General features: G+C 71.3%; 27 protein-coding genes and 3 tRNA genes. 19 read left to right on the forward strand and 11 right to left on the reverse strand.

The genetic code is table 11. The features are described from left to right. Positions 1-164 precede the first annotated feature (164 nt). The 3 genes from ACTHJJ_RS03090 to ACTHJJ_RS03100 all read right to left on the reverse strand — a co-directional run bounded on the left by ACTHJJ_RS03090 (position 165) and on the right by ACTHJJ_RS03100 (position 3,747). Positions 165-416 carry a DUF4242 domain-containing protein gene (locus ACTHJJ_RS03090; RefSeq protein WP_440301470.1) on the reverse strand — a complete coding sequence of 84 codons (252 nt, stop codon included), beginning with the start codon at positions 414-416 and terminating at the stop codon, positions 165-167. 88 nt (positions 417-504) lie between these two features. Beyond that, a complete protein-coding gene (locus ACTHJJ_RS03095; protein WP_440301471.1) occupies positions 505-3,174 on the reverse strand; it encodes a helix-turn-helix transcriptional regulator in 2,670 nt (889 codons plus the stop codon). A gap of 42 nt (positions 3,175-3,216) precedes the next feature. Next, entirely contained in the window at positions 3,217-3,747 is a 531-nt protein-coding gene (locus ACTHJJ_RS03100) for a MarR family winged helix-turn-helix transcriptional regulator (RefSeq protein ID WP_440301472.1), read from the reverse strand. Positions 3,748-3,838: 91 nt separating this feature from the next. On the opposite strand from ACTHJJ_RS03100, the gene icmF reads away from it, so the two are divergent. Next, the gene (gene icmF, locus ACTHJJ_RS03105) at positions 3,839-7,075 is read left to right on the forward strand and encodes a fused isobutyryl-CoA mutase/GTPase IcmF (RefSeq protein WP_440301473.1); all 3,237 of its coding nucleotides are present in this window, start codon (positions 3,839-3,841) and stop codon (positions 7,073-7,075) included. Between the two features lie 5 nt (positions 7,076-7,080). After that, positions 7,081-7,854 carry a helical backbone metal receptor gene (locus tag ACTHJJ_RS03110; RefSeq protein ID WP_440301474.1) on the forward strand — a complete coding sequence of 258 codons (774 nt, stop codon included), beginning with the start codon at positions 7,081-7,083 and terminating at the stop codon, positions 7,852-7,854. 110 nt (positions 7,855-7,964) lie between these two features. Here the strand turns inward: ACTHJJ_RS03110 and ACTHJJ_RS03115 are convergent, their stop codons facing one another. The 4 genes from ACTHJJ_RS03115 to ACTHJJ_RS03130 all read right to left on the reverse strand — a co-directional run bounded on the left by ACTHJJ_RS03115 (position 7,965) and on the right by ACTHJJ_RS03130 (position 10,950). Next, on the reverse strand, positions 7,965-9,209 hold the full coding sequence (locus tag ACTHJJ_RS03115; protein ID WP_440301475.1) for a cupin domain-containing protein: 1,245 nt from the start codon (positions 9,207-9,209) through the stop codon (positions 7,965-7,967). Position 9,210: 1 nt separating this feature from the next. Beyond that, complete coding sequence (locus ACTHJJ_RS03120) at positions 9,211-9,717, reverse strand: BatC protein (RefSeq protein WP_440301476.1); 507 nt, start codon at positions 9,715-9,717, stop codon at positions 9,211-9,213. Between the two features lie 128 nt (positions 9,718-9,845). Beyond that, positions 9,846-10,052 (reverse strand): hypothetical protein, encoded by a 207-nt coding sequence (locus ACTHJJ_RS03125; RefSeq protein WP_440301477.1) that lies wholly within the window; start codon positions 10,050-10,052, stop codon positions 9,846-9,848. Positions 10,053-10,128: 76 nt separating this feature from the next. Further along, positions 10,129-10,950, reverse strand: coding sequence for a hydrolase (locus tag ACTHJJ_RS03130; protein WP_440301478.1), 822 nt, complete (start codon positions 10,948-10,950; stop codon positions 10,129-10,131). A 116-nt stretch (positions 10,951-11,066) separates the two neighbouring features. Between ACTHJJ_RS03130 and ACTHJJ_RS03135 the strand changes: the two genes are divergently transcribed. From ACTHJJ_RS03135 to ACTHJJ_RS03165, 7 genes are all read left to right on the forward strand, one after another. After that, positions 11,067-11,951, forward strand: a complete 885-nt coding sequence (locus ACTHJJ_RS03135) for a hypothetical protein (protein WP_440301479.1) — start codon at positions 11,067-11,069, stop codon at positions 11,949-11,951. A gap of 113 nt (positions 11,952-12,064) precedes the next feature. Then, positions 12,065-12,137, forward strand: a tRNA-Thr gene (locus ACTHJJ_RS03140). Positions 12,138-12,176: 39 nt separating this feature from the next. Next, positions 12,177-12,250: transfer RNA gene (locus tag ACTHJJ_RS03145), tRNA-Met, on the forward strand. 147 nt (positions 12,251-12,397) lie between these two features. Further along, entirely contained in the window at positions 12,398-12,568 is a 171-nt protein-coding gene (rpmG, locus tag ACTHJJ_RS03150) for a 50S ribosomal protein L33 (RefSeq protein ID WP_440301480.1), read from the forward strand. Between the two features lie 155 nt (positions 12,569-12,723). Then, on the forward strand, positions 12,724-13,170 hold the full coding sequence (locus ACTHJJ_RS03155; protein WP_440301481.1) for an FAS1-like dehydratase domain-containing protein: 447 nt from the start codon (positions 12,724-12,726) through the stop codon (positions 13,168-13,170). Next, positions 13,170-13,619 carry a MaoC/PaaZ C-terminal domain-containing protein gene (locus ACTHJJ_RS03160; RefSeq protein WP_440301482.1) on the forward strand — a complete coding sequence of 150 codons (450 nt, stop codon included), beginning with the start codon at positions 13,170-13,172 and terminating at the stop codon, positions 13,617-13,619. Before ACTHJJ_RS03155 ends, ACTHJJ_RS03160 begins: the two co-directional genes overlap by 1 nt. A gap of 11 nt (positions 13,620-13,630) precedes the next feature. Beyond that, on the forward strand, positions 13,631-14,704 hold the full coding sequence (locus ACTHJJ_RS03165; protein ID WP_440301483.1) for a UDP-N-acetylmuramate dehydrogenase: 1,074 nt from the start codon (positions 13,631-13,633) through the stop codon (positions 14,702-14,704). Positions 14,705-14,783: 79 nt separating this feature from the next. On the opposite strand, the gene ACTHJJ_RS03170 is transcribed toward ACTHJJ_RS03165, so the two are convergent. From ACTHJJ_RS03170 to ACTHJJ_RS03185, 4 genes are all read right to left on the reverse strand, one after another. Then, positions 14,784-15,452: a hypothetical protein gene (locus ACTHJJ_RS03170; protein WP_440301484.1), complete on the reverse strand. Its 669-nt coding sequence runs from the start codon at positions 15,450-15,452 to the stop codon at positions 14,784-14,786. Between the two features lie 41 nt (positions 15,453-15,493). Beyond that, positions 15,494-16,558, reverse strand: a complete 1,065-nt coding sequence (locus tag ACTHJJ_RS03175) for an adenosine deaminase (protein WP_440301485.1) — start codon at positions 16,556-16,558, stop codon at positions 15,494-15,496. Next, positions 16,555-17,073: a DUF5709 domain-containing protein gene (locus ACTHJJ_RS03180; RefSeq protein ID WP_440301486.1), complete on the reverse strand. Its 519-nt coding sequence runs from the start codon at positions 17,071-17,073 to the stop codon at positions 16,555-16,557. The genes ACTHJJ_RS03175 and ACTHJJ_RS03180 overlap by 4 nt, the downstream gene beginning before the upstream one ends. A 78-nt stretch (positions 17,074-17,151) precedes the next feature. Continuing rightward, a complete protein-coding gene (locus tag ACTHJJ_RS03185; protein WP_440301487.1) occupies positions 17,152-18,453 on the reverse strand; it encodes an aminotransferase class I/II-fold pyridoxal phosphate-dependent enzyme in 1,302 nt (433 codons plus the stop codon). A 258-nt stretch (positions 18,454-18,711) separates the two neighbouring features. Between ACTHJJ_RS03185 and ACTHJJ_RS03190 the strand changes: the two genes are divergently transcribed. From ACTHJJ_RS03190 to ACTHJJ_RS03235, 10 genes are all read left to right on the forward strand, one after another. Next, positions 18,712-18,784: transfer RNA gene (locus tag ACTHJJ_RS03190), tRNA-Trp, on the forward strand. 32 nt (positions 18,785-18,816) lie between these two features. Then, the gene (secE, locus tag ACTHJJ_RS03195; RefSeq protein ID WP_440301488.1) at positions 18,817-19,086 is read left to right on the forward strand and encodes a preprotein translocase subunit SecE; all 270 of its coding nucleotides are present in this window, start codon (positions 18,817-18,819) and stop codon (positions 19,084-19,086) included. A 62-nt stretch (positions 19,087-19,148) separates the two neighbouring features. Further along, complete coding sequence (gene nusG / locus ACTHJJ_RS03200) at positions 19,149-20,027, forward strand: transcription termination/antitermination protein NusG (protein WP_440301489.1); 879 nt, start codon at positions 19,149-19,151, stop codon at positions 20,025-20,027. Positions 20,028-20,123: 96 nt separating this feature from the next. Further along, positions 20,124-20,555 carry a 50S ribosomal protein L11 gene (gene rplK, locus ACTHJJ_RS03205; protein WP_440301490.1) on the forward strand — a complete coding sequence of 144 codons (432 nt, stop codon included), beginning with the start codon at positions 20,124-20,126 and terminating at the stop codon, positions 20,553-20,555. 141 nt (positions 20,556-20,696) lie between these two features. Beyond that, positions 20,697-21,413: a 50S ribosomal protein L1 gene (gene rplA / locus ACTHJJ_RS03210; RefSeq protein ID WP_440301491.1), complete on the forward strand. Its 717-nt coding sequence runs from the start codon at positions 20,697-20,699 to the stop codon at positions 21,411-21,413. A 130-nt stretch (positions 21,414-21,543) separates the two neighbouring features. Continuing rightward, positions 21,544-22,632: a YihY/virulence factor BrkB family protein gene (locus tag ACTHJJ_RS03215; RefSeq protein ID WP_440301492.1), complete on the forward strand. Its 1,089-nt coding sequence runs from the start codon at positions 21,544-21,546 to the stop codon at positions 22,630-22,632. A 105-nt stretch (positions 22,633-22,737) separates the two neighbouring features. Further along, positions 22,738-23,541: a protocatechuate 3,4-dioxygenase subunit beta gene (pcaH, locus tag ACTHJJ_RS03220; protein ID WP_440301493.1), complete on the forward strand. Its 804-nt coding sequence runs from the start codon at positions 22,738-22,740 to the stop codon at positions 23,539-23,541. After that, a complete protein-coding gene (gene pcaG, locus ACTHJJ_RS03225) occupies positions 23,534-24,130 on the forward strand; it encodes a protocatechuate 3,4-dioxygenase subunit alpha (RefSeq protein WP_440301494.1) in 597 nt (198 codons plus the stop codon). Before pcaH ends, pcaG begins: the two co-directional genes overlap by 8 nt. Before the next feature lie 6 nt (positions 24,131-24,136). Beyond that, the gene (locus ACTHJJ_RS03230; RefSeq protein ID WP_440301495.1) at positions 24,137-25,501 is read left to right on the forward strand and encodes a lyase family protein; all 1,365 of its coding nucleotides are present in this window, start codon (positions 24,137-24,139) and stop codon (positions 25,499-25,501) included. After that, positions 25,501-26,301 carry an alpha/beta fold hydrolase gene (locus ACTHJJ_RS03235; RefSeq protein WP_440301496.1) on the forward strand — a complete coding sequence of 267 codons (801 nt, stop codon included), beginning with the start codon at positions 25,501-25,503 and terminating at the stop codon, positions 26,299-26,301. Before ACTHJJ_RS03230 ends, ACTHJJ_RS03235 begins: the two co-directional genes overlap by 1 nt. The last annotated feature ends 100 nt before the right edge of the window (positions 26,302-26,401 follow it).

Below are 26,401 nucleotides of genomic sequence, written 5' to 3' on the forward strand. Positions count from 1 at the left end.
CGCGGCCGAGGACGACGAGCGGGCGGTATGCCGCCCAGCTGGCTCGCTGACCGGCATACCGCCCGCGTGGTGCGCCCCCCACCCGTCGAGTGAGCGCTTCGTCACAGCCGTCACCGCGCTGGAAGCAACGTGGAGGACGAAGCGCTCGATCGTGGGAGATCCCCTCAGCTGCCCTCCTTCACCTCGAAGATCTCGTTGGCGACGAGGCCGTGCGCCTCGCGGTGGACGGTCGCGGCGGCGTCCGCCGACGGTGCCTCGGCGAGGCAGAAGATGCGGCCCTGGCTCTCGTTGACCCAGTAGCGCAGGTAGCGCACGTCGAACCTGCCTTGAGTCTGCAGGTCGGCGAGGTGCGCCTTGGCGACGTCGTCGATGCTGACCTCCCCGCCGAGCTCGTGGACGTCCATGAACAGTGGCATTTCCGCTCCTCAGTTCCCGGCCGGTGCTTCCCGGCGTCGTCTCTCGACGGTAGGAACGGCAGGGCCCGCCTCGGATCGGGAGAACTCCCTATCTTGCGGCCGGGAGGACCCCACTCCGCTGGGCCGCGGCGACGGCGGCGCCGCGGCTCGCGACCCCGAGCTTGGTCAAGACCGCCGAGACGTGGTGGTCGACAGTCTTGGGGGAGATGAAGAGGCGCTCGGAGATGGCGGCATTGCTCTGGCCCTGCGCCAGCAGCTCCAGGACGTCGTGCTCCCGGGCCGTGAGGCCGAGCGGGTGGGCCTGGGTTGCCGCACGGGCCGGGCGTGGGATCCGCTTCATGCCGTGCTCTCGCATCCGAGCGCGGACCACGTCCGCGGTCGCCGCTGCGCCGAGGGCCTCGAGGCGGGCCAAGGCGTGGCGGAGGTGCTGCTCGGTGTTGGGCCGGTGGTGCGTCGCCGCATCGAGGTGGGTGAGGGCGGCGTCGTAGGGGCAGCCGAGGCGGTCCCAGGCGGCGACGGCGCCCTCGACGTCACCGGCGAACATGAGCGCGTACGGGCCCGGTGCATCCGCAGGAGCCTCGACCGCCTCTCCCGAGATGCGCTGCCACCAGGCCCGCAGGTTGCTGCGCTCCCATGCGTCGCTCAGCACGCCCTCGGCGTTCAGGGGCGGGAGCGCCGCCCGTGCGGCCTCGGTGTCTCCGACGACCCAGTGCGACTCCGCTCGGGCAAGGTCGGCGACGGCGACCCAGTAGCCGGACCCCGAGCGGAGCGCCTCGTCGTGCAGCTGCTGCACCGTCGCGGCGGCATTCGACCCCGCGCGGCGGGACTGGACCGTGGCCATCGCGAGCAGCGCCTCGGCGCGGTTGGCGGGGGAGCGGCTGCTGCGGAGGATGTCGCCCGCGACGGCGAGCGCCTCCTCCCAGCGGCCCTGGGGGACGAGGCTGAGCGCGCGGTAGCCCCGGATGCAGTTGCCGTACGTGCCGATGTCGTGGTCGTCGCAGAACGCGGATCCCTCCAGGTACCAGTGCTCGACGGCCGCGAACTCGCAGCGTCCGGCATGGGTGCCGACCAGGTTGGTGTAGGCCCGCGCCGCCTGCATCGCGTCCCCGTTCTCGAGGGCGACGTCGAGGGCCTCCTGGAGCTGGTCCGCCCAGCCCGGTTCGCCGAGGGCGGCACGCACGCAGGCCTCCGTGTTGAGCGCCGAGCTGCGGACGGCTGGAAGGATGAGGAGGTCGGCCAGGGCCTTGGACTGCCGGCAGTCCTCGAGGGCCTCGGCGGCGGCACCGGCCTGCATCGCAGCGGCGGCTGCCATGGTCCGGGCCCACGCGAGCGGCTCGGATGGACCGAGCGGTTCGAGGAGCTCGACGGCGCGCAGTGCCGTGAGCCGGGCCGCCTCGGGGGAGCCCTGCAGCCGAGCGATGCGCCACAGCTCGTCGCCCTGCCGGTGGACGTCCCCGACCTGGCGCCATACGGCCAGTGCCTCCTCGTGGGCTCGTTCGGCGTCAGGCCACTCGTCGATGAGGGTCAGCTCGACGGCGAGCTCGTGCAGGAGGCCGGCTCGGACGAGGTCCGGGGCGGCGCCGGAGTGCCGCAGCGCGCGTGTGTACTCGGTGGCCGCCTCCCGATGCGCCGCGAGGGCCGAGGCCCGGGCCGCGGCGCGAGGGGCGTACTCGAGGACCAGGGCGGAGTCGCCGGCGGCGTCGGCATGGTGGGCGACGCGCGCCGGGTCCGCATCCGGTCGGGACAGGAGGGCTCCGACGATGGCGGCATGAACGCCGGCGCGGCGGTGCGGCGGCATCTCGCCCTCGACCGCGAGCCGGGTCAGCTCGTGACGGTGGCGCAGCCAGGGGCCGTCGGTGACGAGGAGGCCGGCGGCGACGAGGTCGTCGAGACCGGCGGTGACGAGCTCCGGCCCAGGCGCAGTGTTCCGCCCCTCTGTCGCCACGAGCCCGGTACCGGTCGCCGCGACGACGTCCGCGAGGAGATCGGGCTCGACGAGCCGGCCGAGCAGGGCGCACACCTCGAGCACCGAGCGGCTTCCCGGCCCGAGGCGCGCCGTCCGGGCCAGCACCGCGTCCCGCACGGAGGGAGGGGTGCTGCCCGCGCGGAGTGGCCCTGCCTGCAGCACCTCCACGGTGAGGAAGGCGTTGCCGCCTGTCAGGTGATGCACCTCGGCAGCGTCGATCCCGGTGTCTGCGGCGAGCTCCGCGACGGCGGCCTCCGTCAGCGGGGGAACGGACAGCCGCCTGGTGCCGGCGAACGATGCAAGATCACCGACGCACACGCGCAGGGGTGCGTCGCGTCCGAGCTGGTCGTCGCGGAAGGTGAGGATGACCAGGACGGGCAGGTCCCTTAGCCGACGGCCGAGGAACCGGACCAGGTCGAGCGTCGGCTCGTCGGCCCAGTGGACGTCCTCGATGACGAGGGCCGTGAGTCGCTTCCCGGGGTCCCGGAGGGCGTGGAGCACACGGGTGAAGAGCTCCTCACGGGAGGCGTCGCGGCGCGCTGCCTCGAGCAGGTCGCCGCCGACGAGGTCCGCCAGGTCGAAGATCGGACCGAGCGGCCGGGGAGTGAACAGGCCGTCGCAGGCGGTCCGGAGCCACTGCGCGGCGATCCGTCCCTCGGCGGCGTCCACGAGGCTCGTCTTGCCCGCGCCTGCCTCACCGGTGACGAGGACCAGCCGGCCCGCCCCGGTGCGTGCCTCGTCGGCGTACTCGGTCAGCAGCCGGAGGAGGTGCTCCCGCTCGAGCAGGGACATGGCCTGATTCTGCGCCACAACCCGTCGGCGCACCGGCAGACGTCAGAAGTCGCCGGCTTGCTGCCGCATCCTGCCCAGCACGCGGATGAGCGCCTCGACGTCACCAGCGCCGAGCCCGGGCCGTGCGAAGACCTCGGTGTTGAGGGCCGCCGTGGCCTTCTCCGCGACGGCCCGTCCCTCCGGAGTGAGCGTGATGATGAGCGCCCGCCGGTCGCCCGGATGGGCCTCCCGGGTGACGAGCCCGGCCCCCTCCAGCCGGTCGACCGCGTTCGTCACGCTCGTCGGGTGCACCTGCAGGCGCGAGGCGACAAGCTTCATCGGCAGCGACCCCCGCTTGCTGAAGAGGAGCAGCATCAGCACCTCGTAGCGGGCGAAGCTGACACCGAGCGGCTTGAGGGTCGCCTCGACACGGGCGAGGGCGATCTGGTGCGCCCGCATGAGGGAGGTGATGGCCGCCATCCCGGGCGCCGCATCCTCCCAGCCGTGCTCGACCCACTGCTCACGCGCGGACGCGATCGGGTCCGCTGCAAGCGGAGCGGGGCGGTCCCGCGTGTCGGAGGTCTCGGCCGTCATGCGGTCATCGTAGGTCGCCGTTGCGTTGACGTCCATTATTAGGAAGTCCTACTATTTCTCGCGTCAGCTCCCTGCGACACCGGAGTGCTCCATGTCCGAGAAGCCCGCGCTCTACGAGCCGAAGCACCACGTCCGCATCGTCACCGCGTCGAGCCTGTTCGACGGCCACGACGCGTCGATCAACATCATGCGGCGCATCATGCAGAGCCAGGGCGCGGAGGTGATCCACCTCGGCCACAACCGTGCGGTCCAGGAGGTCGTCGACGCGGCGGTCGACGAGGACGTGCAGGGCATCGCGGTCTCGTCCTACCAGGGCGGCCACGTCGAGTACTTCGAGTACCTCGTCCAGCTGCTGAAGGAGAACGGCGCCGAGCACATCCGGGTCGTCGGTGGTGGTGGCGGCGTCATCGTCCCCGAGGAGATCGCCCGGCTGCGGCAGTCCGGGGTCACGATCTTCAGTCCGGAGGACGGGCAGCGGCTCGGCCTCGTCGGCATGATCAACTCGGTCATCAAGGACTGCGACTTCGACCCGTGGGAGGTCAGCCACCCTGACCTCGCCGCAATCGTCTCGGGGGACCGGGCACATGTCGCCCGCGCGATGACGGGCGCCCAGGAGGATGAGCTGCCGGCCGACCTCGTCGCCGGAATCCGCGAGGCGGCCGCCAGGCGCACCGTGCCGATCCTCGGCATCACCGGCACGGGCGGCTCGGGCAAGTCCTCGCTCACCGACGAGCTCGTCCGCCGGCTCCGGCTCGACCAGCAGGACAAGCTGCGCGTGGCCGTCATCGCCATCGACCCGACGCGTCGGCGCGGCGGCGGCGCTCTCCTCGGCGACCGCATCCGGATGTCGTCCCTCGACGGCGAGCGGGTCCTCTTCCGCTCGATGGCCACCCGCGGGCGCAGCCAGGTCCCCGACAACCTCGACCAGGTCGTCGACATCGCGAAGGCGGCCGGCTACGACCTCGTCATCCTCGAGACCCCGGGCATCGGGCAGGGCGACGCCGCGATCGTCGACCACTCCGACGTCTCCCTCTACGTCATGACGCCGGAGTTCGGCGCCAGCAGCCAGCTCGAGAAGATCGACATGCTCGACCAGGCCGACGTCGTCGCGATCAACAAGTTCGAGCGGCGCGGCGCCGAGGACGCGCTGCGCGACGTCGGCCGCCAGATGGTCCGCAACCGCGAGGCGTTCGGCAAGGGCCCCGACGACATGCCGGTCTACGGCACGTCCGCAGCGACCTTCCACGACGACGGGGTCACCGCCCTCTACCAGCACGTCCGCGACCTCCTCGCCGACGCGGGCCTGCCCGTCGAGGAGGGCGTGCTGCCCCATGTCACGACGAAGAAGTCGACCCGCATCGCGACCGTCGTGCCCGCCTCCCGTGTCCGCTACCTCGCCGAGATCAGCGAGACGGTCCGCGGCTACCACGCCAAGACCCAGGAGTATGCCGCTCAGGCACGCCGCGTGCAGCAGCTCGAGGCCGTGCGGGGCGAGCTGGAGCAGGCCGGCTCCGACAGCGCGAGCGTCGGGGACCTGCTCGAGCACGCGCGCGGCGACCTGCCCGGTGCCGTCGCAAAGCAGCTGGCGGACTGGCCCTCCCTCGTCGAGTCCTACTCCGGCGACGAGCAGGTCGTGAAGATCCGCGACAAGGAGATCGTCAACAAGCTGACCCGAGAGTCGTTGTCGGGCAACAAGATTCCCCGGGTGGCTCTGCCGCGCTTCACGGACCACGGCGAGCTGCTGACGTTCCTGCGCAAGGAGAACCTGCCGGGCTACTACCCCTTCACGGCCGGTGTGTTCCCCTTCAAGCGCGAGGGCGAGGACCCCGCGCGGATGTTCGCCGGCGAGGGCGACCCGTTCCGGACGAACCGCCGGTTCAAGCTCCTCTCCGAGGGCCAGCCCGCGACCCGGCTGTCGACCGCGTTCGACTCGGTGACGCTCTACGGTCGGGACCCCGACCCGAGACCCGACGTCTACGGCAAGGTCGGCACGTCCGGGGTCTCGATCGCGACGCTCGACGACATGAAGGCGCTCTACGACGGTTTCGACCTCGTCAGCCCGACGACGTCGGTGTCGATGACGATCAACGGCCCCGCGCCCACGATCCTCGCCTTCTTCCTCAACACCGCCATCGACCAGCAGGTCGACGCCTTCCGGGAGCGTGAGGGCCGCGAGCCGAGCGAGAGCGAGCGGAGCGGCATACGGGCGGCGACGCTCGCCAACGTGCGGGGCACGGTGCAGGCCGACATCCTCAAGGAGGACCAGGGCCAGAACACCTGCATCTTCAGCACCGAGTTCTCGCTCAAGATGATGGCCGACATCCAGGAGTGGTTCATCGAGCACAAGGTGCGCAACTTCTACTCGGTGTCGATCTCGGGCTACCACATCGCCGAGGCCGGCGCGAACCCCATCAGCCAGCTCGCGTTCACCCTGGCAAACGGCTTCACCTACGTGGAGAGCTACCTCGCGCGGGGCATGAACGTCGACGACTTCGCGCCGAACCTCTCGTTCTTCTTCAGCAACGGGATGGACCCGGAGTACAACGTCCTCGGCCGCGTGGCCCGGCGCATCTGGGCGATCGCGATGAAGGAGAAGTACGGCGCCAACGACCGCTCCCAGAAACTGAAGTACCACGTCCAGACGTCCGGTCGGTCCCTGCACGCGCAGGAGATGCAGTTCAACGACATCCGCACGACGCTCCAGGCCCTCTGCGCGATCTACGACAACGCAAACTCCTTGCACACCAATGCCTTCGACGAGGCCGTGACGACCCCGACCGAGGAGTCGGTGCGGCGGGCGCTCGCGATCCAGCTCATCATCAACCGCGAGTGGGGCCTCGCGATGAACGAGAACCCGCTGCAGGGCTCGTTCATCATCGAGGAGCTGACCGACCTCGTCGAGGAGGAGGTCCTCAAGGAGTTCGACAAGATCACCGAGCGGGGTGGTGTCCTCGGTGCGATGGAGACCGGCTACCAGCGCGGCAAGATCCAGGACGAGTCGCTCCTCTACGAGCACCGCAAGCACGACGGGTCGCTGCCGATCGTCGGCGTCAACACCTTCCGCAACCCGCACGAGGGAGGGGAACCGAAGAAGATCGAGCTGGCGCGCGCCACCGAGCAGGAGAAGGAGTCCCAGCTCGCCCGGGTCCGCGCCTACCAGAAGGAGCACGAGGCCGAGGCGGCCCAGGCGCTCGAGGAGCTGCGGAAGGTCGCGATCGAGGGCGGCAACGTGTTCGACGTGCTCATGGACGCCGCGCGGGTGTGCTCGCTGCAGCAGATCACGGAGGCGTTCTTCGAGGTCGGCGGCCAGTACCGCCGCAACGTCTGAGACACGTGGCGGACACTGGCTCTCGGCGGGTGGTGGCCGACGACCTGGGGCACGCCGCCGAGCTGGCTGGGGCTCCCCGGCGCGTTGTGTCGTTGGTGCCGTCGCTGACCGAGGCGATCGCGGCCACCTGCCCGGAGGTCCTCGTCGGCGCGACCGACTGGTGCACCCATCCGGGAGACCTTGACGTGCGACGAGTCCGGGGTACCAAGAACCCGAACCTCAATGTCATCAAGGAGCTTCGTCCCGATCTCGTCGTCGCGAACAAGGAGGAGAACCGCGAGCTCGACGTGCGGCGGCTCCGTGATGCCGGGGTCCCGGTCTGGGTGACGGACATCGAGACCGTCCCGCAGGCCCTCACCTCGATGCGGCGGCTTTTCGGCCAGGCCCTGGCCGTCGAGGTGCCGGCCTGGCTGGACGAGGCGGAGCGGGAGTGGGCTGGGCCCGTCCCCGTGCCGACGGCGCGCGTCGCCGTGGCGATCTGGCGCGACCCGTGGATGGTCGTGGGGTCGTCGACCTTCACCGGTGACCTCATCGCCCGGATCGGCTGGGAGAACGTCTTCGGCACAGGGGAGGAGCGCTACCCGCACGTGGACCTGGCGGAGCTCGACCGGGACGACCTCGACCTGGTCCTGCTCCCCGACGAGCCCTACGTCTTCACCGAGCAGGACGGGCCGGAGGCCTTCCGCCGAGTCCGGACCGCTCTCTGCAGCGGACGGCTGCTGACCTGGTACGGCCCCGCGATGGTCGGGGCCCGAGCCGCCCTCTCGTCGCTCGTGTAGCTCCCGCGGGCCGGCCCCACGACAACTGGCGTCGTGGCCACTTCTCGCGGCGGAGCGCCCCGGAGACCACGAGAACTGGAGCTGTGACCAGTTCTCGTGGGGTGCCCGGGTCAGCGGTCCGGGACGGCGAGCCCGGCTCGGAGGAGCCGGGACGCGAGCTCCATCCCGATGAGATCGGCCGGAAGCGTCTCCCCGTCGAGCAGTGCCGTGAGCGCGTCCCCCTCTGCGGCCGTCAGGGTGAGGGCCGCCGCCCGGCTGACCAGGCGCACAGTCCCGTCCAGCTGCGGGTCGAGCCGCGCGACGAGGTGCTCGCGCAGGCGGAGACCGGTCTCCGGCCGCAGCCGCTCTGCCGCCTCGAGCTGGGCCAGGGGCCCGATCGGCGCCGCGCGCACGGCACCCCGCCACCGGCACTCGAGGGCGGCGGCCACCTGGTCCGGCGTGGCGGCCTGGAGCGCCGCGATGAGGGCCGCTCGGGCCTGATCGACGTCGTCGCCGATGTCCTGGGCGGAGCCGACGTCCACCCCGACGGGCAGTGAGGCACGCAGGGCCGCGTCCTTGCTGGCAGAGCCGAGCGCCAGCCTCATCAGCTCGTCGGCCAGGTGCCGGCGCGTCCAGACGTGCACCCCGATCGTCAGGTGGATGCTGACGCCGCCGAGCGCCGTCGCGGAGTGGAGCCACCCGCGGGGCAGGTAGAGGCAGTCGCCCGGCCGCAGGGTGAACTCGTGCGAGGACTCCTGCTGGGCCGCGACCTCCACCCCGCTCCGGTACTCGGTCCACGGCTCGTCCCGCAGCGGTGCCTCGTGGACCGGCGGGTGCAACCGCCACCGCTTCTCTCCGCAGGTCTGCAGGACGAAGACGTCGTGGACGTCGTAGTGGTCGTTGAAGCCGCGGTTCTGGCTCGGCGTCACGTAGGCGTTGACCTGTACCGGATGCCGCAGCTGCTCACTCAGGGCCTGCGAGAAGGTCAGGACCGGCTGCCACGACCGATGGAGCCCCTGCAGGACGATCGTCGCGCCGTCCCGGAACAGACGCAGGAGCTTGTCGTCGCTCACCTGGTCGGCGATCTCCGCGCCGACGCCGCCGCCCTGCGTGAACTCGGCGTCACCCAGGGTGCGGCCCTCCTTGGCCACCCTGACGAAGGGCACGCGCAGGGCCCGCGAGGAGACGAGCTCGTCCACCGCCGCCGCGTCGAGCAGCCCGGCGGGGTCGCCGGCAAGCTCTTCGGCCCTGGAGACGAGCGGCTGCCTGGACCAGTAGCGCTGCGCGAACTCGTCGAGAGGAACGGACACCAGCTCGGCGAATGCCGGGTGCCCACCGTGCGCGGCGGACACCCGGCTCGTGGTGCTGGTGCTCATATCAGCTCGACTGGCCGGCGCCGCCGTCCGCCCCGCCGTCCTCGGCATTGGTGTCCGCCCCGCCGTCGGCGGTGCCCTCCCCGGTCATGCCGGATCCAGCGGATCCCATGCCCGAGCCGCGCGCGCTTCCCGAGCCGGCGCCGCCGTCGGCCCCGCCGTCCTGGGCATCGGTGTCCGCCCCGCCGTCGGCGGTGCCCTCGCCCGTCATGCCGCCGGCACCACCCGTCGCGGCGCCGTCACCGGTCACCCCGCCGGGAACGCCGGCTGCGCCGGTGCCGCCACTGCTCATGCCGGAGCCGGCGCCTCCGTCGGCGCCGCCGTCCTCGCCCATCCGGTTGGCACCGCCGTCCGCGGTGCCTTCCTCACTCATGCCGCCGCCTGCTCCGCCGGTGGCCGTGTCAGCGCCGCCATCCGCTCCACCATCGTGGGCGGTCGGGTTGGCCCCTCCGTCGGCGAGACCGCCGGTGGCCTGAGGGTCGTCCGCCGAGGACGTCTGGCTGTCGCTCATGTTCCCTCCTCACGGGAATGTGGCACGGCACCGGTCGGCACCGATGTGCCTTCCTCTACCCGAGGAGTGCAACGGCTCACGCCGCCGCGCGAGCCTGCCGCCGCAGCCGGCAGGTCGCTCTGGCGCCCCTACCTGTCGTCGCGAGAGGTAGGGGAGCCGCCCTGCCGGCGCTCCGCCCGACGTTCCCGGCGCAGGCGCAGCTCGAGCGGCACGATGAAGGCAGCCATGATGAGGAGGAAGACCAGGATGATCAGCCAGAAGAGCCGTCCGGCGCCGAACGCACGCGTCGCGGGCATGAGGTAGTGGAGCGTCGAGGGTGCGTGGAGCAGGAACACGCCCCCGATGCTAGGCGCACGCGCTTGTGAATCCCCTCCGAGCCCCCACGACGGCCGACATCCGCGACCGCTCCCCTCAGGTCAGGTCGTCGTGGTCGCCCCGGACCCAGGCGGCATGCCGGTCAGCCGAGGACCGGATGATCTGCTTCGCGCTGGACGGAACGACGGTGCCGAAGTTGTTGTAGAGCCGGTCGAAGTGCATCGCCTCCACCTGCGCGGCGATCCGTTGGACCACGTTGGCCGACAAGGGGATCCGGTTCGGATAGCTCCGCAGGAAGCTGACCGACTTGCGGTCGGGGTTGGGGAAGATCGCGTCCGCGGCCAGCAGAACCCCGCGTCCATCTGCGCCGTAGCGCCACTCGACGACGGCCTGTCCCGGGAAGTGCCCACCGACGCGATGCAGGGCGAGGCCGTCTGCCAACGGGCGCCCGTCGCGGTAGAACTCGACGAGCGGGTCTCGCCGCCGCATCCACTCGCGGTCCGCCTCGGCGACCAGGACCGGCACGCCTCCAAGTGCTCGCGCCCACTCCGTCTGGACGCCATACATATGGGGGTGGGAGGCCGCGACCGCGAGGGTGGGGCCGAGCGACCGCACGAAGTCGACCGTCCCCGCGTCGATGTAGCCGATGCAGTCGAACAGCACCGTCCCCTCGCCCGTCACGACGACCATCGTCTGCTGGCCGATCCCGACCTCCGGGTCCGCGCGCAGTCCCCACAGGCCCGGCTCCACCGCCTCGATGGTGATTCGAGTTCCCTTGTCGCGCAAGGAGTCCAGCGTGGTCCACGCCTGGCCCGTGGCAGGCACCCACTGCCGCTCGTCGCTGCAGATCGCGCACTCGGCAGGTGGGTCGGTGAGGTCGTCGGTCTCCACAGCGCAGGTCGCGCAGATCCAGATCATGGCCCCAGCCTGCCCGACCGGTGCGACAGATGGGGCGGAGCGCTGACTACACACGGGGTGGACGGCGAGTGAGCCGTTCGCCCCTCCAGCCACCCCGGGTGGGTGAGGATGGGGGCGTGATCCTGCACCTGCGCGCCGCCGTCCAGCAGCTGTATGCCGCTGCGCCGGGCGACTTCATGTCGGTGCGGTCCACGATCGTCGCCGAGGCAAAGCAGGCCGGGGAGAAGGACCTCGCGAAACAGGTCGGCGCCCTCCGGAAGCCGACGGTGGCCGCCTGGGCCCTCAACCACTTCGTCCGCGAGCACCCCGATGAGCTCGATACGTTCCACGACTTCGCGGAGCTGCTGCGGGAGGCCCAGCGCACCCTCGACGCCGACCAGCTCCGGCTGCTCTCCCGGGAGCGGGCCAGACGGGTGGACGCGCTCGCCCGCAAGGTGGAGTCGGCCGCCCGAACCGCAGGGCAACCCGTCAGCGACGCGGTCGGCGACGAGATCCGCCAGACCCTGACCGCCTTCATCGCCGACGAAGGCGCCGAGGAGTCGATCATGACGGGTGCCCTCGTCAAGCCGCTGCAGTACTCCGGCTTCGGCGATGTCGACATCGAGGGCGTGGCCGCCGTCGCTCCTCGCCACCTCAAGGTCATCCCCGGGGGGGCCACGGACGAGGAGCAGGCGGGCTCCAGCGAGGACGACGAGGCCGCCCGGGCCGCAGAGGAGGAGCGCCGGCGGGCCGCGCTCGCCGCGGAGCGCGTCCGGCTCGAGCGGCTGCTGGAGCAGGCGAGCCACGCGGCCGCGGACGCCGAGCGCCGGGTCGAGGTCCAGCAGGCCCGCGTCGAGGAGGCCCGCGAGGGCGTCGCCGACCTCGAGCGGCAGCTCGCCACAGCGAAGGATCGTCTCGCGAAGGCGACGGACGAGCTCGACGGGCTGAGCGGCATACGGGACGACAAGGCGCGTGCGGAGGCGGACGCGCGGCGTGCCCTCGAGACCCATCCGAGCGAGTGAGCTGTCTGCCTGCGCGGGCCATGCGCCGATTTCACCTGTGGCCCCGGCACCGTGTAGTCTCACCGCTGCACAGCAGGTCAGCGGCTGCCCTCGGGCACGCTCCCTTTGGCTGTGCCCCCTTAGCTCAGTCGGCAGAGCGTTTCCATGGTAAGGAAAAGGTCGTCGGTTCGATTCCGACAGGGGGCTCTGGTCCGCCGGCTGTCCCTCGGGACGGCAGGCGCCCATGGCGGGGTAGCTCAGCTGGTTAGAGCGCACGACTCATAATCGTGAGGTCGCGGGATCGAGTCCCGCTCCCGCTACTGGAGCGCGACCGGTGCGTTCGGGATGATTTCTCGAAACGCACCGGTGTCGCGTAACCTTGAGCGTCGCGCCCGTGCGCCTGCCGCGTTTTCCGCAGGCCCGCGTGACCACCCGAACGTAGAAGCACGACCCGAGAGCAGGTTGCCGTGGCCAGCAAGAGCACCGACGTCCGTCCCAAGATCACGATGGCGTGTGTCGACTGCAAGCACCGTAACTACATCACGAAGAAGAACCGCCGGAACAACCCCGACCGGCTCTCCCTCGCGAAGTTCTGCCCCAACTGCGGGCACCACACGGAGCACCGCGAGACCCGCTGACGCCAGTCTTCGAAGGACCGTTCCCCGAGCCGCATGGCCGGGGAGCGGTCCTTTTCGTATGCCGGTGAGCCCGTCGAGCGGCATACCTCTCGTGCCGCTGCACGCGCCGCCGACCGCCGACGGGGCGCGGACTCGGCAGCCGATAGGCTGCCCGCATGCCGGTGAACGCAGACTTCCAAGGGCGCACCTACCCGCCGACGGAGCCCTACGGCGTGAGCGCGGCGAAGATCCGCGAGTTCGCGGAGGCGGTGGGCTCGGCCGATCCGGTTCACGTCGACCGTGAGGTGGCGCGGGCGAGGGGCTACGGCGATGTCATCGCGCCGCCGACCTTCGCCGTCCTCATCGCCCAGCAGTGCGACCGGCAGCTGATCATCGACCCCGAGGCGGGCATCGACTACTCACGGGTCGTGCACGGCGAGCAGAAGTTCGTCCACCATCGGCCGCTCACGGCGGGTGACTCCATCGTCGGCACCCTCCACGTCGACGCGGTCCGCGAGGCTGGTGGGCACGCCATGGTGACGACCCGGACCGAGCTCGCGACCGAGTCGGGCGAGCCGGTGTGCACGGCGACGTCGACCATCGTCATCCGAGGAGGCGAGTGATGACCGACCAGACCCAGGCCACGAGCGGCGTCCGGGCCTTCGACGCGGTGGCCGTCGGCGACCGGCTACCGGCCCACACCATCCACGTGGACCGCGCCCGGCTCGTCCAGTACGCCGGGGCGTCCCTGGACCGCAACCGGATCCACTGGGACGAGCGGTTCGCCAAGAGCGTCGGCCTGCCCGACGTCATCGCCCACGGCATGTTCACGATGGGCTCGGCCGTCACCGTCGTGTCCGACTGGGCCGGTGACGCGGGCCGCGTCGTCGAGTATGGCGTCCGGTTCACCAAGCCCGTCGTCGTGCCCTACGAGGAGGGCGCCGACATCGACGTGAGCGGTGTCGTCAAGGCGGTCGACGCCGAGACCCGGCGCGCGACCGTCGAGCTGACCGCCACCTCGGGCGGTTCGAAGGTGCTCGGCAAGGCCGTCGCCGTCGTCCGGCTCGACTGAGCCTTCGGGACATGCGCGAGGAGTTCGACGTCCCGCTCGCCCCACTCACCACGATGCGGGTCGGGGGCGCTGCCGCGCGTCTGGTCACGGCCGAGACGACGGACGATCTCGTCGATGCGGTCCGTGAGGTCGACGACGCCGACGAGCCGCTGCTGCTCCTCTCGGGCGGGTCGAACGTCGTCATCCCCGACGAGGGCTTCCCCGGGACCGTCGTGAAGGTCGCGACTAGCGGGGTCGAGCCGCTCTCGGCCGACTACTGCGGCGGGGCGATGGTCCGGGTCGCAGCGGGTGAGCCATGGGACGAGGTCGTGGCCCGCGCCGTCGCTGAGGGCTGGGCCGGGATCGAGGCGCTGAGTGGCATCCCGGGTCTCGCCGGCGCCACCCCGGTGCAGAACGTCGGCGCCTACGGCCAGGAGGTCGCCCAGACGATCGCCCAGGTCCGTACCTGGGACCGCCAAGAGCAGCGCGTGCATACGTTCGCCGGGCCGGACTGCCACTTCACCTACCGGCACTCCCGGTTCAAGGGCAGCGACCGGTGGGTGGTCCTCGACGTCCTTTTCCAGTTCGAGATCGCCGACCTCTCGACGCCGATCGGCTATGCGGACCTGGCCCGGGGCCTCGGCGTCGAGCTCGGCACCCGGGTGCCGCTCGGCGACACCCGCGAGGCCGTGCTCGAGCAGCGGCGGCGGCGCGGGATGGTGCTTGACCCCGAGGACCACGACACGTGGTCATGCGGGTCGTTCTTCACCAACCCGATCCTCACGCCGGACGAGTTCGACGCCTTAGCGGAGCGCGCAGCGGAGCGCCTCGGGTTCGAGGGGCCGACGCCGCCGCGCTGGGCGGAGCCCGACGGCCGGGTCAAGACGAGTGCCGCGTGGCTCATCGACCAGGCCGGCTTCGCCAAGGGCTTCGGGCTTCCCGGGGCCGCCGCCCTCTCGACGAAGCACACCCTCGCCGTGACGAACCGGGGCGGGGCGACGGCGAGCCAGGTGGTCGAGCTCGCGCGGCGGGTGAGGGACGGCGTCGAGGCCGCCTTCGGCATCCGCCTCGTCAACGAGCCGATCCTGCTCGGCGAGACCCTCTGACGCACCCCGGTTGAGCGGGAGAGTGACCGGTCGACGGTGCCAAAGTGACCGCTAGACGTGGGGAGTGACCGGTCCGCGGTCAGGGCGTCAGCTTGAGGGAGAACGACTTCGCCGGGATCGTCTTGTCCGTCGTCTTCACGTCGTAGGCGGGCCGGTTGAAGCGCAGCTCGAGGGCGGTGGTGCTGCCCTTCTCGACCTTGAAGATGAGCCAGCCGCTCCCGGTCTTGCCGCGGTTGACGGTCGCCAGCTCCTTGCCGAGCGCGCCCTTGAACTCGTTCGTGGCCGGCACCGGGTCGGGCGACGACGTCTTGAGCGCGAACATGTCGGGCGTGACGTTGGCCGAGTAGCGCGAGCCCGCCTGCACCTTGACCTCGACGCCGACGAGCTCGAAGTGTTCCGCCGCGATCGGGTGGTTGTCGGGCCATGGCAGGTTCACCACGACCTTGGCGGGGGTGATGACATGACCCAGGACGTCGTCCTTGATGCTGCCCTTGGTGGTGAGGGTCGTCGGGCTCGGTCCGGGCGTCGTAGCCGTCGTCGGCGCCCCCGTTGCCGTCTCGCCACCGGTCGGGGCGGCGGTGGCGCCGGTCTCCGGCGCGGTCGTGGCCGTCGCGCTCGTGATGGGTGCCTCACCCGAGCAGGCGGCGAGCGCGAGGAACGGGGCGACGGCCACCACGGCGGCGGCCGTCCGCAACCCCCGACGGGCGGGATGGGAGCGGGCGGGACGAGCAGAGGGGTTCGTGTTCATGACCGGTCCAGCATGAGGGCCGAGGCGGAGGCAGAGCAAACTCACGCCTGGTGGGCCAGCAGCTGCGCGTCCTGCGCGAGCCACGCGTCGATGTCGTCGAGGGCTGCGGCGCGAACCGGTCCGGGGGCCCGGCTCGCGAGGATCGACTGCCGGGCCAGGTCGGCGAGCCCGGCGTCGTCGAAGCCCAGCTCGCGGGCAGCGGCATACTGCGCGGTGAGCCGTTGGCCGAAGAGCAGCGGGTCGTCCGCGCCTAGGGCGACGCGGATCCCCTCGTCCACGATGGCGCGGAGCGGGACCTCTGCCATCGACGGGTAGACCCCGAGCGCGACGTTGCTGCCCGGGCAGACCTCCAGTGCGACGCCGGCCTCGGCCACAGCGTCGAGCACCTGCGGGTCCTCGACGGAGCGCACGCCGTGGCCGATCCGGTCCGGGTGCAGTGCCTCGAGCGTCTCCATGACGGCCTGGGCACCGAGCAGCTCACCCCCGTGCGGGACGAGGGCGAGGCCGGCGCGCTCCGCGATCCGGAAGGCAGGGGCGAAGTCCTCCGTCGTGCCGCGACGCTCGTCGTTGGACAGTCCGAAGCCGACGACCTGCCCCGGTCCGTCGCCGGCGTGGTGCGCCGCCAGGCGCGCCAGCGTCCGGGCCTCGAAGGGGTGCCGGGTCCGGCTCGCCGCGACGATGAGCGCCACCTGGGTCGGGCCCGCTGCCGAGACCTTGCGGGCCTCGTCGAGGACGATCTCGAGGGCTGGTGTGATGCCGCCGACGAAGGGGGCGTAGGAGGTCGGGTCGATCTGCAGCTCGAGCCACCGGGACCCCTCGGCCGCGTCGTCCTCGGCGGCCTCCCGCACGATCCGGCGCATGTCGGCCTCACCGCGCACGCAGGCTCGTGCCGTGTCGTAGAGCCGCTGGAAGCGGAACCAGCCCCGCTCGTCGGTGGCCCTCAGCCGAGGCGGCCAGGCCTCGACGAGCGCGTCCGGGAGCCGGACGCCATGACCGCGGGCCAGGTCGCGGACCGTCTCGATCCGCATCGAGCCGGTGAAGTGCAGGTGCAGGTGCGCCTTGGGCAGGCGGTCGAGCGGTCGCGCCGCGCCGGCCGGTGAGGTCACTCCTCGTAGTCCGGCACGCCGATGATGTGGACCGCGGCCTCCTCCGCCGAGGCGGCCGCTCCGTCGATGCCGACGTCCTGCGCCACCATGTCCTTCTCGGTGTCCTCGTGTGCACCCTCGTCCTCGGCCACGAGGCGCCCGGCCCGCTTGTCCCCGACCTCGGGGTCGCCGAGCCAGTCGTCCTCGGCATCGATCGAGTCGGGGTCGTCGCCGCCGACGCGGTCGTCCTCGTCGTCGAGGCCGCTCTCGTTGTCAGGGGCGCCGTAGGCCGTGGTGGGGTCCGGCACCTCCTGCTTGATCCGCTGGTCGATGGTCTCCTGCTCCGACTGCTCACGAGCCGTCGTGCCGAACGCATCGACGCCGCGCGGCGCCTCGCTGGGGGAGTAGCCGCGGTCGAGAGGATCGTTCACGTCCTCCTCGATCAGGGTGTCCTCCGGCTGCAGCTGGTCCTCGTCGTCCGTGCTGTAGGTGGTGGGGCCCTCTTCGATGTTCTCGTTCGGCTGGGTGTCACTCATCGTGCTCTCCTTCCGATCCAGGGAGGTTCGATCCTTCAGAGGCTCGCTCCGGGGCGGTGCCCGCCCTCTGCTCCGACGTTACCTACCCGCTCGGCGCTCGGTGATCAGCTTCTCGGCTGCGGCGAACGCCACACACGTCGCGACGCCCTCCATCGCCGTGCGGACGTCGTCGAGCACCGGCATCGTCGGGGCGAGCCGGATGTTGCGGTCCCGCGCGTCGCGCCCATAGGGGAAGGAGGAGCCGGCCGGTGTGAGGGCGATGCCAGCGTCCTTGGCGAGCTGGACGACGCGCGACGCGGTCCCGTCGAGGACGTCAAGGTTGACGAAGTAGCCGCCGAGCGGGTGGCTCCATTCGGCGATGTCCAGCCCCTCGAGGCCCTCGCGCAGCGCCGTGTCGACCGCCGCGAACTTCGGGGCGAGGATCTCGCGGTGCTTCTGCATGTGCCGACGCAGGCCCTCCGCCGACCCGAAGAACTCGACGTGCCGCCGGTGGTTGACCTTGTCCGGCCCGATGGAGCTCTTGCCGAGGTGCCGGAGGAACCAGGCGATGTTGTCGACCGAGGCCGCCAGGGCCGCGACTCCGGCGCCGGCGTAGGTGATCTTCGAGGTCGACGCAAACACGACTGGCCGGTTGGGATGGCCGGCAGCCATGCTGAGGCTGACGATGTCGGCGCTCTTGGTCTCGTCCTCGGTCAGGTGGTGGAACGCGTAGGCGTTGTCCCAGAAGATCGTGAAGTCGGGGGCGGCCGTCGGCATCGACGCGAGCCGGGCGGCGATCTCCTGGGAGACGACCGCGCCGCTCGGGTTGGCATAGGTCGGCACGATCCAGATGCCCTTGACGCTGGCGTCGTCGCGGACGAGGGCCTCCACGGCGTCCATGTCCGGGCCGTCCTCGTGCATGTCGACATTGACCATCTCGATGCCGAGCTCCTCGAGCAGGGCGAAGTGCCGGTCGTAGCCGGGGACCGGGCACACGAAGCGGACCTTCTCCTCCCGGGACCACGGCTGCGGCGACTCGACGCCGCCGAAGAGGAGGAAGTCGACGACGACGTTGTACATCAGGGTGAGGCTCGAGTTGCCGCCGACCACTACCTGTGCCGGCTCGACGGCCAGCAGCTCGGCGAAGATCTCGCGCAGCTCGGGCAGGCCCTCGAGCCCGCCGTAGTTGCGCACGTCCGTGCCGGACCGGTCCCGCGTCGTCGTCGGCAGCTTGAGCAGCTCGTCCGACAGGTCGAGCTGTGCCGAGGACGGCTTGCCCCGCGTGAGGTCGAGCTTCAGGCCCTTGGCCTGCAGCTCGGCGTAGGCCTGCTGCCGGTCGGCGAGGAAGGCCGCAAGGTCGTCGTCGGACAGGGACGCGAGGGGGGTGCGCGAGGATGCCACCCGCCGATCCTCCCACTCCCGTCCCGGCGCGGTGCCCGCCGTCCGGATTGCGGCTCGCGGCCGAGAAGGCAGTCGTATGCCGCTGGGCAGGGTCCGCGTGAGCGTGACCGCGCACGGCCGCCGAGGGAGGTCAGCGGCATACCTCTTCTCACCGGTTCGCCTCGGGCCTGATCGTCCCGTATGATCTTCATCCGGACGGTCGATGCTGGCCATGCTGACGCATGCCGTCCCACCGGTTCCTCCCAACAGGGCCGGTGTAGGGCAATAGCTCAATTGGTAGAGCACTGGTCTCCAAAACCAGCGGTTGGGGGTTCGAGTCCCTCTTGCCCTGCGCATCAGGTGTGCTGGCAGAAAGTAGGAAGCGTGACCGAAACGAGCGCCAAGCGCGGGTCCGGCCGTACGGGTCGGGCGCGACGCGGCAATCCGGTGTCGCGCTTCTACGGCGCCATCGCCCTGTTCATCCGGCAGATCCTCGACGAGCTGCGCAAGGTCGTCCGGCCGACTGGCCCCGAACTCGTGCGTTACACGACCGTCGTGATCGTGTTCGTGCTGGTGATCATGGCGGTGGTGTCCGGGCTCGACTTCGTGTGGAGCAAGCTCATCAGTTGGGCCTTCACGGGGAAGGTCCTCTGACGGGCCGAGCCCGATGCCCAACCAGCCGCAGGCTGAACCGATAGCGAGGAAGTAGGTCAACCGTGTCCGACGAGTACGCCGCCGAGAGCGTCCACGCCGAGCCAGACGTCACCGACCGCGAGGTCGGTGCCGACGAGGCGGCCGCTCCGGTCGAGCAGGACGACGCCGTGGACCAGGAGACCGTCGTCGAGGACGACGCCGAGCAGGCTCTGCCTGAGGCCGCTGACGAGGACGACTCCGTCGCCGAGGACGAGGCCCCGGTCGCGGCCGAGGGTGACGTGGCCGAGGACGTGCCGGCCGAGGGTGTCTCAGCTGCCGCAGAGTCCGACGAGGACCCGGTCGAGGCGTTCAAGCGCGACCTGCGCACGAAGTTCGGCGAGTGGTACGTCGTCCACTCGTACGCCGGCTACGAGAACCGCGTGAAGGCCAACCTCGAGACGCGCATCCAGACCCTCAACATGGAGGACTTCATCTTCGAGATCGAGGTCCCCATGGAAGAGGTGACCGAGATCAAGAACGGCCAGAAGAAGCTCGTCCGGCGCGTCCGGATGCCCGGCTACGTCCTCGTCCGGATGGACCTCACCGACGAGAGCTGGGGCGCGGTGCGCCACACGCCCGGTGTCACGGGCTTCGTCGGCAACGCGCACCAGCCGGTGCCGCTCTTGCTCGACGAGGTCGTCACGATGCTCGCGCCGTCGATCCCCGCCGTTCAGGGCGCGAAGGCCACGGGCGCGGCCGCCGCGGGCACCGCCGCGAAGCAGCCGGCCGTCGTCGACTTCGAGGTCGGCGAGTCCGTCACCGTCATGGAGGGCCCCTTCGAGACGCTGCCGGCGACGATCTCCGAGATCATCCCCGAGTCGCAGAAGCTCAAGGTGCTCGTGTCGATCTTCGGCCGCGAGACGCCGGTCGAGCTGTCCTTCAGCCAGGTCGCCAAGATCTAGGCGTCCTCCCAAGAACCCGCCTCGGGCTGCCGTCCGAGGCAATGCAACCGGGTCATCGCCCACGGCGTCGGCCCACAACGAAGAAGGTAGGCATCCATGCCCCCCAAGAAGAAGGTCTCCGGCTTCATCAAGCTGCAGATCCAGGCCGGCCAGGCCACCCCGGCCCCGCCCGTCGGTCCGGCCCTCGGCCAGCACGGCGTCAACATCATGGAGTTCGTCAAGGCGTACAACGCCGCGACGGAGTCCCAGCGCGGCAACGTCATCCCGGTCGAGATCACGGTCTACGAAGACCGGTCGTTCACGTTCGTCACGAAGACGCCGCCGGCCGCCGAGCTGATCAAGAAGGCCGCCGGGGTGCCCAAGGGCTCCGGCGAGCCGCACAAGACGAAGGTCGCCAAGCTCTCCCGGGACCAGGTCCTCGAGATCGCCCGGCAGAAGATGGAAGACCTCAACGCCAACGACGAGGAGATGGCCGCGCGCATCATCGCGGGGACCGCTCGCTCGATGGGTATCGATACGGAGCTCTGAGATAGGGCGACCATGGAGCTCAGGGCTCTGACTGCACGTCATTCCTGAGCTCAGCCCAGCGGCATACAGCATGCTGGTGGGCAGTGGGAGGGCCAGGCGCTGGTCCTGCACCACGACTCCACACAGATCACAAGGAGCATCATGAAGCGCAGCAAGAACTACCGCGCCGCGGCCGAGCTCGTCGCGCCGGGCAAGGTCTACCCGCCGCTCGAGGCGGTCCGGGTCGCCAAGCAGACGGCCAAGGCCAAGTACGACGAGACCGTCGAGGTCGCGTTCCGCCTCGGCGTCGACCCCCGCAAGGCCGACCAGGCCGTCCGTGGCACCGTCAACCTGCCGCACGGCACCGGCAAGACCGCCAAGGTCCTCGTCTTCGCCCAGGCCGACAAGGCCGAGGCCGCCCGTGAGGCCGGCGCCGACTTCGTCGGCTCGGACGACATGCTCGAGAAGGTGGCCGGCGGCTGGCTCGACTTCGACGCCGTCGTCGCGACGCCCGACATGATGGGCAAGGTCGGTCGGCTCGGCAAGGTCCTCGGTCCCCGCGGCCTCATGCCGAACCCGAAGACCGGCACCGTGACGATGGATGTCGCCAAGGCCGTCTCCGACATCAAGGGCGGCAAGATCGAGTTCCGCGTCGACAAGCACGCGAACCTCCACTTCATCATCGGCAAGGCCTCCTTCGACGAGAGGTCGCTCGTCGAGAACTACGCGGCCGCTCTCGAGGAGATCCTGCGTCTCAAGCCGGCGAGCTCGAAGGGCCGCTACATCGAGAAGGCCACGATGAGCACGACGATGGGCCCGGGCATCCCGCTCGACGCGAGCAAGACCCGCAACCTCCTGGTCGAGGAGGACGCCTCCTGACGGAGGTCCCGACCCGTTCCGAGAGCCCGTCACCCCCATGTGGGTGGCGGGCTCTCGCCGTCCCCGGGTATGCCGGGCGGCGTGCTCCTCGCGGACGTGTAGATCCGCCCGGGATGGGCACTTCGAGCGGATGGATGACAAGGACGCCGCGGCACGGACCCAGGAGAAGGCCACGCAGGCCCCCTCGCCGGACGCGCCACCGAAGCCCGACGAGGTCACCGAGATCGCCAAGCCGACGTGGACGTATGTGGTGAGGCGGGCCTGGCTCGAGTTCCGCAAGGACAACTGCACGGACCTCGCCTCGGCCCTGACCTACCACGCGGCCCTGTCGATGATGCCCGGGCTGCTGGCCGTCGTCTCGCTCCTCGGCATCTTCGGCCAGGGCAAGCGCACGACCGACGCGCTGACCGGCTTCATCCGCGACCACGCCACCCCCGAGGTGGCGAGCTTCCTGCAGGGCCCGATCCAGCAGCTCGCGAGCTCGAGCAAGGCCGGCATCGCGCTCATCGTCGGGATCCTCGGCGCCCTCTGGGCGGCGTCCGGCTACGTCGGTGCCTTCGGCCGGGCGATGAACCGGCTGTATGAGGTGGGGGAGGGCCGCCCGATCTGGATCCTGCGCCCCCTCTACCTGCTCGTCACGGTCGTCCTGGTCGTGCTTGTCGTCGTGATGCTCGGCATCCTGTTCCTCTCCGGTCCCGTGGCGAAGTCGGCCGCCGACGCCATCGGGCTGGGCTCCGTCGGCCTGACGGTCTGGTCGATCGTCAAGTGGCCGATCGTGCTCGTGCTGGCGATCACCCTCATCGCCGTGCTCTACTACGCGACGCCGAACGTCAAGCAGCCCCGGTTCCGGTGGGTCAGCCTCGGGTCGGTCGTCGCCCTGGTCGCGATGGCGATCGCCGGCGTCGCGTTCGGCTTCTACGTCGCCAACTTCAGCAAGTACAACGCGACCTACGGGACGATCGGCTCGGTCATCATCGTGCTGCTCGGCCTCTGGATCATGAACCTCGCGCTCATGCTCGGCGCCGAGATCGACGCCGAGGTCGAACGGGGCCGGGAGCTGCAGGCCGGGATGCACGCCGCGGAGACGATCCAGCTCCCGCCGCGGGACACCCGGCTGGTCGAGAAGCGCGAGGGGCAGACCGACGCGCTCGTCGACCGGGCCAAGGAGCTCCACGCCGAGGCCGGCTCGCGCGGCGACGCCTCGCCACGCCGGGGGTGACGGCGGGCGTCCCTCCTGACCGCCGTGTGTGCGCTATGCGAACTATTGTGCAGAAAGCGCACAAGGGGTACGGTGGGCGGAGGCTGGGACGAAGGAGATCGGGCGATGAGCGAAGTCGTGATCGAGCAGCAGGAGACCCCGAACCGGGGCGAGCCCGAGTCGCAGCAGGAGATCAGCGCCGAGATCGAGGACCTGCAGCGCCAGGACGAGCAGGCGGGGCTGCACCGCACCCAGGCGCGCCTCGACTTCGCGCCCTACCGCAGCTCGCTGCTGCGGCACCCGACCAAGGCCCTGCAGCACGCAGACCCGGAGGGCGTCGAGCTCTGGTCGCCGGTCTTCGGCACCCGCGACGTGGACCCGCTCGAGGCGGACCTCACGATCCAGCGCGGCGGCGAGCCGATCGGGGAGCGGATCCGGATCACCGGGCGCGTCCTCGACGGCGAGGGCCGGCCCGTCGCCGGCCAGCTCGTCGAGATCTGGCAGGCCAACGCCGCCGGCCGCTACATCCACCGGCGCGACCAGCACCCGGCGCCGATCGACCCCCACTTCACCGGCGTCGGCCGCACCATCACCGGTGACGACGGCAGCTACTCGTTCCTCACGATCAAGCCGGGCCCCTACCCGTGGGGCAACCACCGCAACGCCTGGCGACCCGCGCACGTGCACTTCTCGCTCTTCGGCCGCGAGTTCACCCAGCGGATGATCACCCAGATGTACTTCCCCGGCGACCCGCTCTTCGCGCTCGACCCGATCTACCAGTCGGTCACCGACCCGAAGGCCCGTGAGCGGCTGGTCGCGACCTACGACCACGACCTCTCCGAGCACGAGTACCTGCTCGGCTTCCGCTGGGACATCGTCCTCACCGGCCCGCACGCCACGCGCACGGAGCAGGAGGGCGACCATGTCTGACAACACCATGCCGTATGCCGCTGGGATGGGTCCCGTGCCTACGCCCGGACAGACGATCGGTCCCTTCTACCACTTCGCGCTGCCGTACGAGGGCGGCGAGCGCCTCGTGGCGCCGGGCAGTGCGGGGTCGATCCGGCTGCACGGCTTCGTCACCGACGGCCAGGGTGTCGGCATCCAGGACTCGATGCTCGAGATCTGGCAGGCGGACGGCTCCGGCGTGATCCCTCGGCAGCCGGGCTCACTCACCGGCGACCCGGGAGCCTTCACGGGATTCGGCCGGATCTCGACCTGGCGGGACGGAGGCTACTCGTTCACGACCATCGCCCCGGGTGCCACCTCGAAGGGCAGAGCGCCGTTCATCGCAATGGCGGTCTTCGCCCGCGGCCTGCTGGGTCGGCTCTTCACTCGGGTCTACCTGCCGGACGACCCCGAGACTCTCGCGAACGACCCGTTCCTCAGCTCTCTGGACGAGGACCGGCGCTCGACGCTCATCGCGACCCCCGACGACGACGGCAGCTTCCGCTTCGACGTGCGCCTGCAGGGCGACCGGGAGACCGTCTTCCTCCAGTTCCCCCACCACGAGGTCTGACTGCCGGTGCTCCTCTCCCCAGGGTCTACCCGCTGGCCCCACCTGATCGACGACGCCGCCGTGTTCCAGGCGATGCTCGACGTCGAGGTCGGCTGGCTCCGTGTCCAGGCCCGGCTCGGCCTCGTGACCGAGGACGACGTCGCGGTCGTCTTGGCGCATGCCGACGCCACCGACTTCGACCTGGCACCCGTCGACGCGGCGGTCGAGGCCGGCGGCAACCCGGTCATCCCGATGCTCGCCGCGCTGCGCTCGTCGATCGGCACCGACACGCCGGCCGCCACCGCGGTCCACCGCGGCCTGACGAGCCAGGACGTCCTCGACTCGGCGCTGATGCTGCTCGCCCACCGGTCGCTCGAGATCGTCATCGACCGGCTCGGCGCCGCCGCCCACGCGACCGCGCGGCTCGCGGACACCCACCGAGACACCCTCCTCGTCGCCCGGACCCTGTCCCAGCCCGCCCTCCCGACCACCTTCGGCGCCAAGGCCGCCGGCTGGCTCACCGCGCTCGACGGGGCGCGGGCCGAGGCGAGCGCAGCTGCCCGGGCCCTGCCCGTCCAGTGCGGCGGGGCGGCCGGCACCCTGGCCGCGATCGACGCACTGGCCCCCGGTCGCGCCCACGAGGCCGCCGACCTGCTCGCCGAGGAGCTCGGCCTCGCCCCCGCCGGCCGCCCCTGGCACACCGACCGCGGCCCGGTGACCCGGCTCGGTGACGTCCTTGTGCGGACGGCCGACGCCCTGGGCAAGATCGCCGGCGACATCGTCCTGATGTCCCGTCCCGAGCTAGGGGAGCTGTCGGAACCGGCTGCGGAGGGGCGGGGCGGGTCGTCGACGCTGCCGCAGAAACGCAATCCCGTCCTCTCGATCCTCGTGCGGAGCGCGGCGATCGTGGCGCCACACCTGGGCGCGGCCCTCCACTCCGCCGCCGCACTCGCCGCGGACGAGCGTCCTGACGGGGCGTGGCACGCCGAGTGGCGCCCGCTCGCGGGCCTGCTCGGCTCGGTTCCCGTCGCGGCGGCCCAGCTCGCCGTCGTCCTCGACGGCCTCGAGGTGCACGCAGACGCCATGCGCCGCAACGTCGATGCCGCGGGGCCGGCCCTCGTCGCCGAGCGGCTCCTGCGCGTCGTCCCCACGCTGCCCGACGGCGACGAGCTCGGGCCCAAGCTGCGCTCGGCGCTGCGCGCCGGCGCCGGTCGCGACGAGGTGTGGGCGCTGCTCCGCACCGCTCTGCCCACCGATGCGGCACCGGACGGCGTGCCCGACGCCGCGATCGACGACCTGCTGAGCCCGGCGGCATACCTGGGGGTCGCGGACGCCCTCGTCGACCGGGCCCTCGAGGGTCACGCCACCACCGGCCAAGGGGGTCGTCCCTGATGTCGCCCACCCTTGCGGTCACCGAGCTGCGCACCGGGTCGCTCGAGGCGGACCTTCTCGTCGTCGGCCCGTCGCTCGGAACGGCGGTGACACCGCTCTGGTCGGCCTGCGCCGCCGCGCTGCCCGGCGACGTGCGGGTCATCGGTTGGGACCTGCCCGGCCACGGCCGCAGCCCGGCCGCCGACGAGCCGCTCAGCGTGGCGGGCCTCGCCCAATCCGTCCTCGCGGCAACCGAGTCCGAGCGAATCGCAGCCAAGGGCAGGGTCTGGTACGCCGGCGTCTCCCTGGGCGGGACGGTGGGCCTGCAGCTCGCGGTCGACCACCCCGCGGGGTTCGACGGTGTCGCGGTCCTCTGCTCCGGGGCGAAGATCGGCGAGGCGGGCGCCTGGCACGAGCGCGCCGAGCTCGTCAGGCGCGCCGGCACACCCGTCATGATCGAGGGGTCGGCGAGGCGGTGGTTCGCCCCCGGCTTCCTCGAGCGCAATCCCCGGCTCGGCACCAGCCTGCTCAACTCGCTCCAGGACACCGACAAGGAGTCCTACGCCCGCTGCTGCGAGGCGCTCGCCGACTTCGACCTGCGCACCCGACTCGGCGAGGCGGCCGTGCCGGTCCTCGCCCTCGCCGGTGCGGCCGACCCGGTGGCGCCCGCCGCGTCCGCCGAGGAGATCGCCGACGGCACGGGCGGCCGGGCGGTCGTGGTCGACCACGCCTCCCATCTCGCGCCGGCCGAGCAGCCGGTCACGGTCGCGGCGATCCTCGCCGACTTCTTCCGGATCGAGGTGTCCGATGCCACGGCCTGAGGGCTCCGAGCCCGACCGGACGGCCGCGCAGGCCCACGCGGACGGGATGACCGTGCGGAGGGCCGTGCTCTCAGACGCCCACGTGGACGCGGCCGAGGCG

Origin of the sequence: Intrasporangium sp. (assembly GCF_051961875.1) — a bacterium.
Lineage (GTDB): Bacteria > Actinomycetota > Actinomycetes > Actinomycetales > Dermatophilaceae > Intrasporangium_A.

Bases quoted from the DNA above. Each gene is read 5' to 3' on its own strand.
- ACTHJJ_RS03090 (WP_440301470.1), bottom strand. From the start codon at position 416: ATGCCACTGTTCATGGACGTCCACGAGCTCGGCGGGGAGGTCAGCATC.
- ACTHJJ_RS03095 (WP_440301471.1), bottom strand. From the start codon at position 3,174: ATGTCCCTGCTCGAGCGGGAGCACCTCCTCCGGCTGCTGACCGAGTAC.
- ACTHJJ_RS03100 (WP_440301472.1), bottom strand. From the start codon at position 3,747: ATGACGGCCGAGACCTCCGACACGCGGGACCGCCCCGCTCCGCTTGCA.
- icmF (WP_440301473.1), top strand. From the start codon at position 3,839: ATGTCCGAGAAGCCCGCGCTCTACGAGCCGAAGCACCACGTCCGCATC.
- ACTHJJ_RS03115 (WP_440301475.1), bottom strand. From the start codon at position 9,209: ATGAGCACCAGCACCACGAGCCGGGTGTCCGCCGCGCACGGTGGGCAC.
- ACTHJJ_RS03120 (WP_440301476.1), bottom strand. From the start codon at position 9,717: ATGAGCGACAGCCAGACGTCCTCGGCGGACGACCCTCAGGCCACCGGC.
- ACTHJJ_RS03130 (WP_440301478.1), bottom strand. From the start codon at position 10,950: ATGATCTGGATCTGCGCGACCTGCGCTGTGGAGACCGACGACCTCACC.
- ACTHJJ_RS03155 (WP_440301481.1), top strand. From the start codon at position 12,724: ATGCCGGTGAACGCAGACTTCCAAGGGCGCACCTACCCGCCGACGGAG.
- ACTHJJ_RS03160 (WP_440301482.1), top strand. From the start codon at position 13,170: ATGACCGACCAGACCCAGGCCACGAGCGGCGTCCGGGCCTTCGACGCG.
- ACTHJJ_RS03165 (WP_440301483.1), top strand. From the start codon at position 13,631: ATGCGCGAGGAGTTCGACGTCCCGCTCGCCCCACTCACCACGATGCGG.
- ACTHJJ_RS03170 (WP_440301484.1), bottom strand. From the start codon at position 15,452: ATGAACACGAACCCCTCTGCTCGTCCCGCCCGCTCCCATCCCGCCCGT.
- ACTHJJ_RS03180 (WP_440301486.1), bottom strand. From the start codon at position 17,073: ATGAGTGACACCCAGCCGAACGAGAACATCGAAGAGGGCCCCACCACC.
- rplK (WP_440301490.1), top strand. From the start codon at position 20,124: ATGCCCCCCAAGAAGAAGGTCTCCGGCTTCATCAAGCTGCAGATCCAG.
- rplA (WP_440301491.1), top strand. From the start codon at position 20,697: ATGAAGCGCAGCAAGAACTACCGCGCCGCGGCCGAGCTCGTCGCGCCG.
- ACTHJJ_RS03215 (WP_440301492.1), top strand. From the start codon at position 21,544: ATGGATGACAAGGACGCCGCGGCACGGACCCAGGAGAAGGCCACGCAG.
- pcaH (WP_440301493.1), top strand. From the start codon at position 22,738: ATGAGCGAAGTCGTGATCGAGCAGCAGGAGACCCCGAACCGGGGCGAG.
- pcaG (WP_440301494.1), top strand. From the start codon at position 23,534: ATGTCTGACAACACCATGCCGTATGCCGCTGGGATGGGTCCCGTGCCT.
- ACTHJJ_RS03235 (WP_440301496.1), top strand. From the start codon at position 25,501: ATGTCGCCCACCCTTGCGGTCACCGAGCTGCGCACCGGGTCGCTCGAG.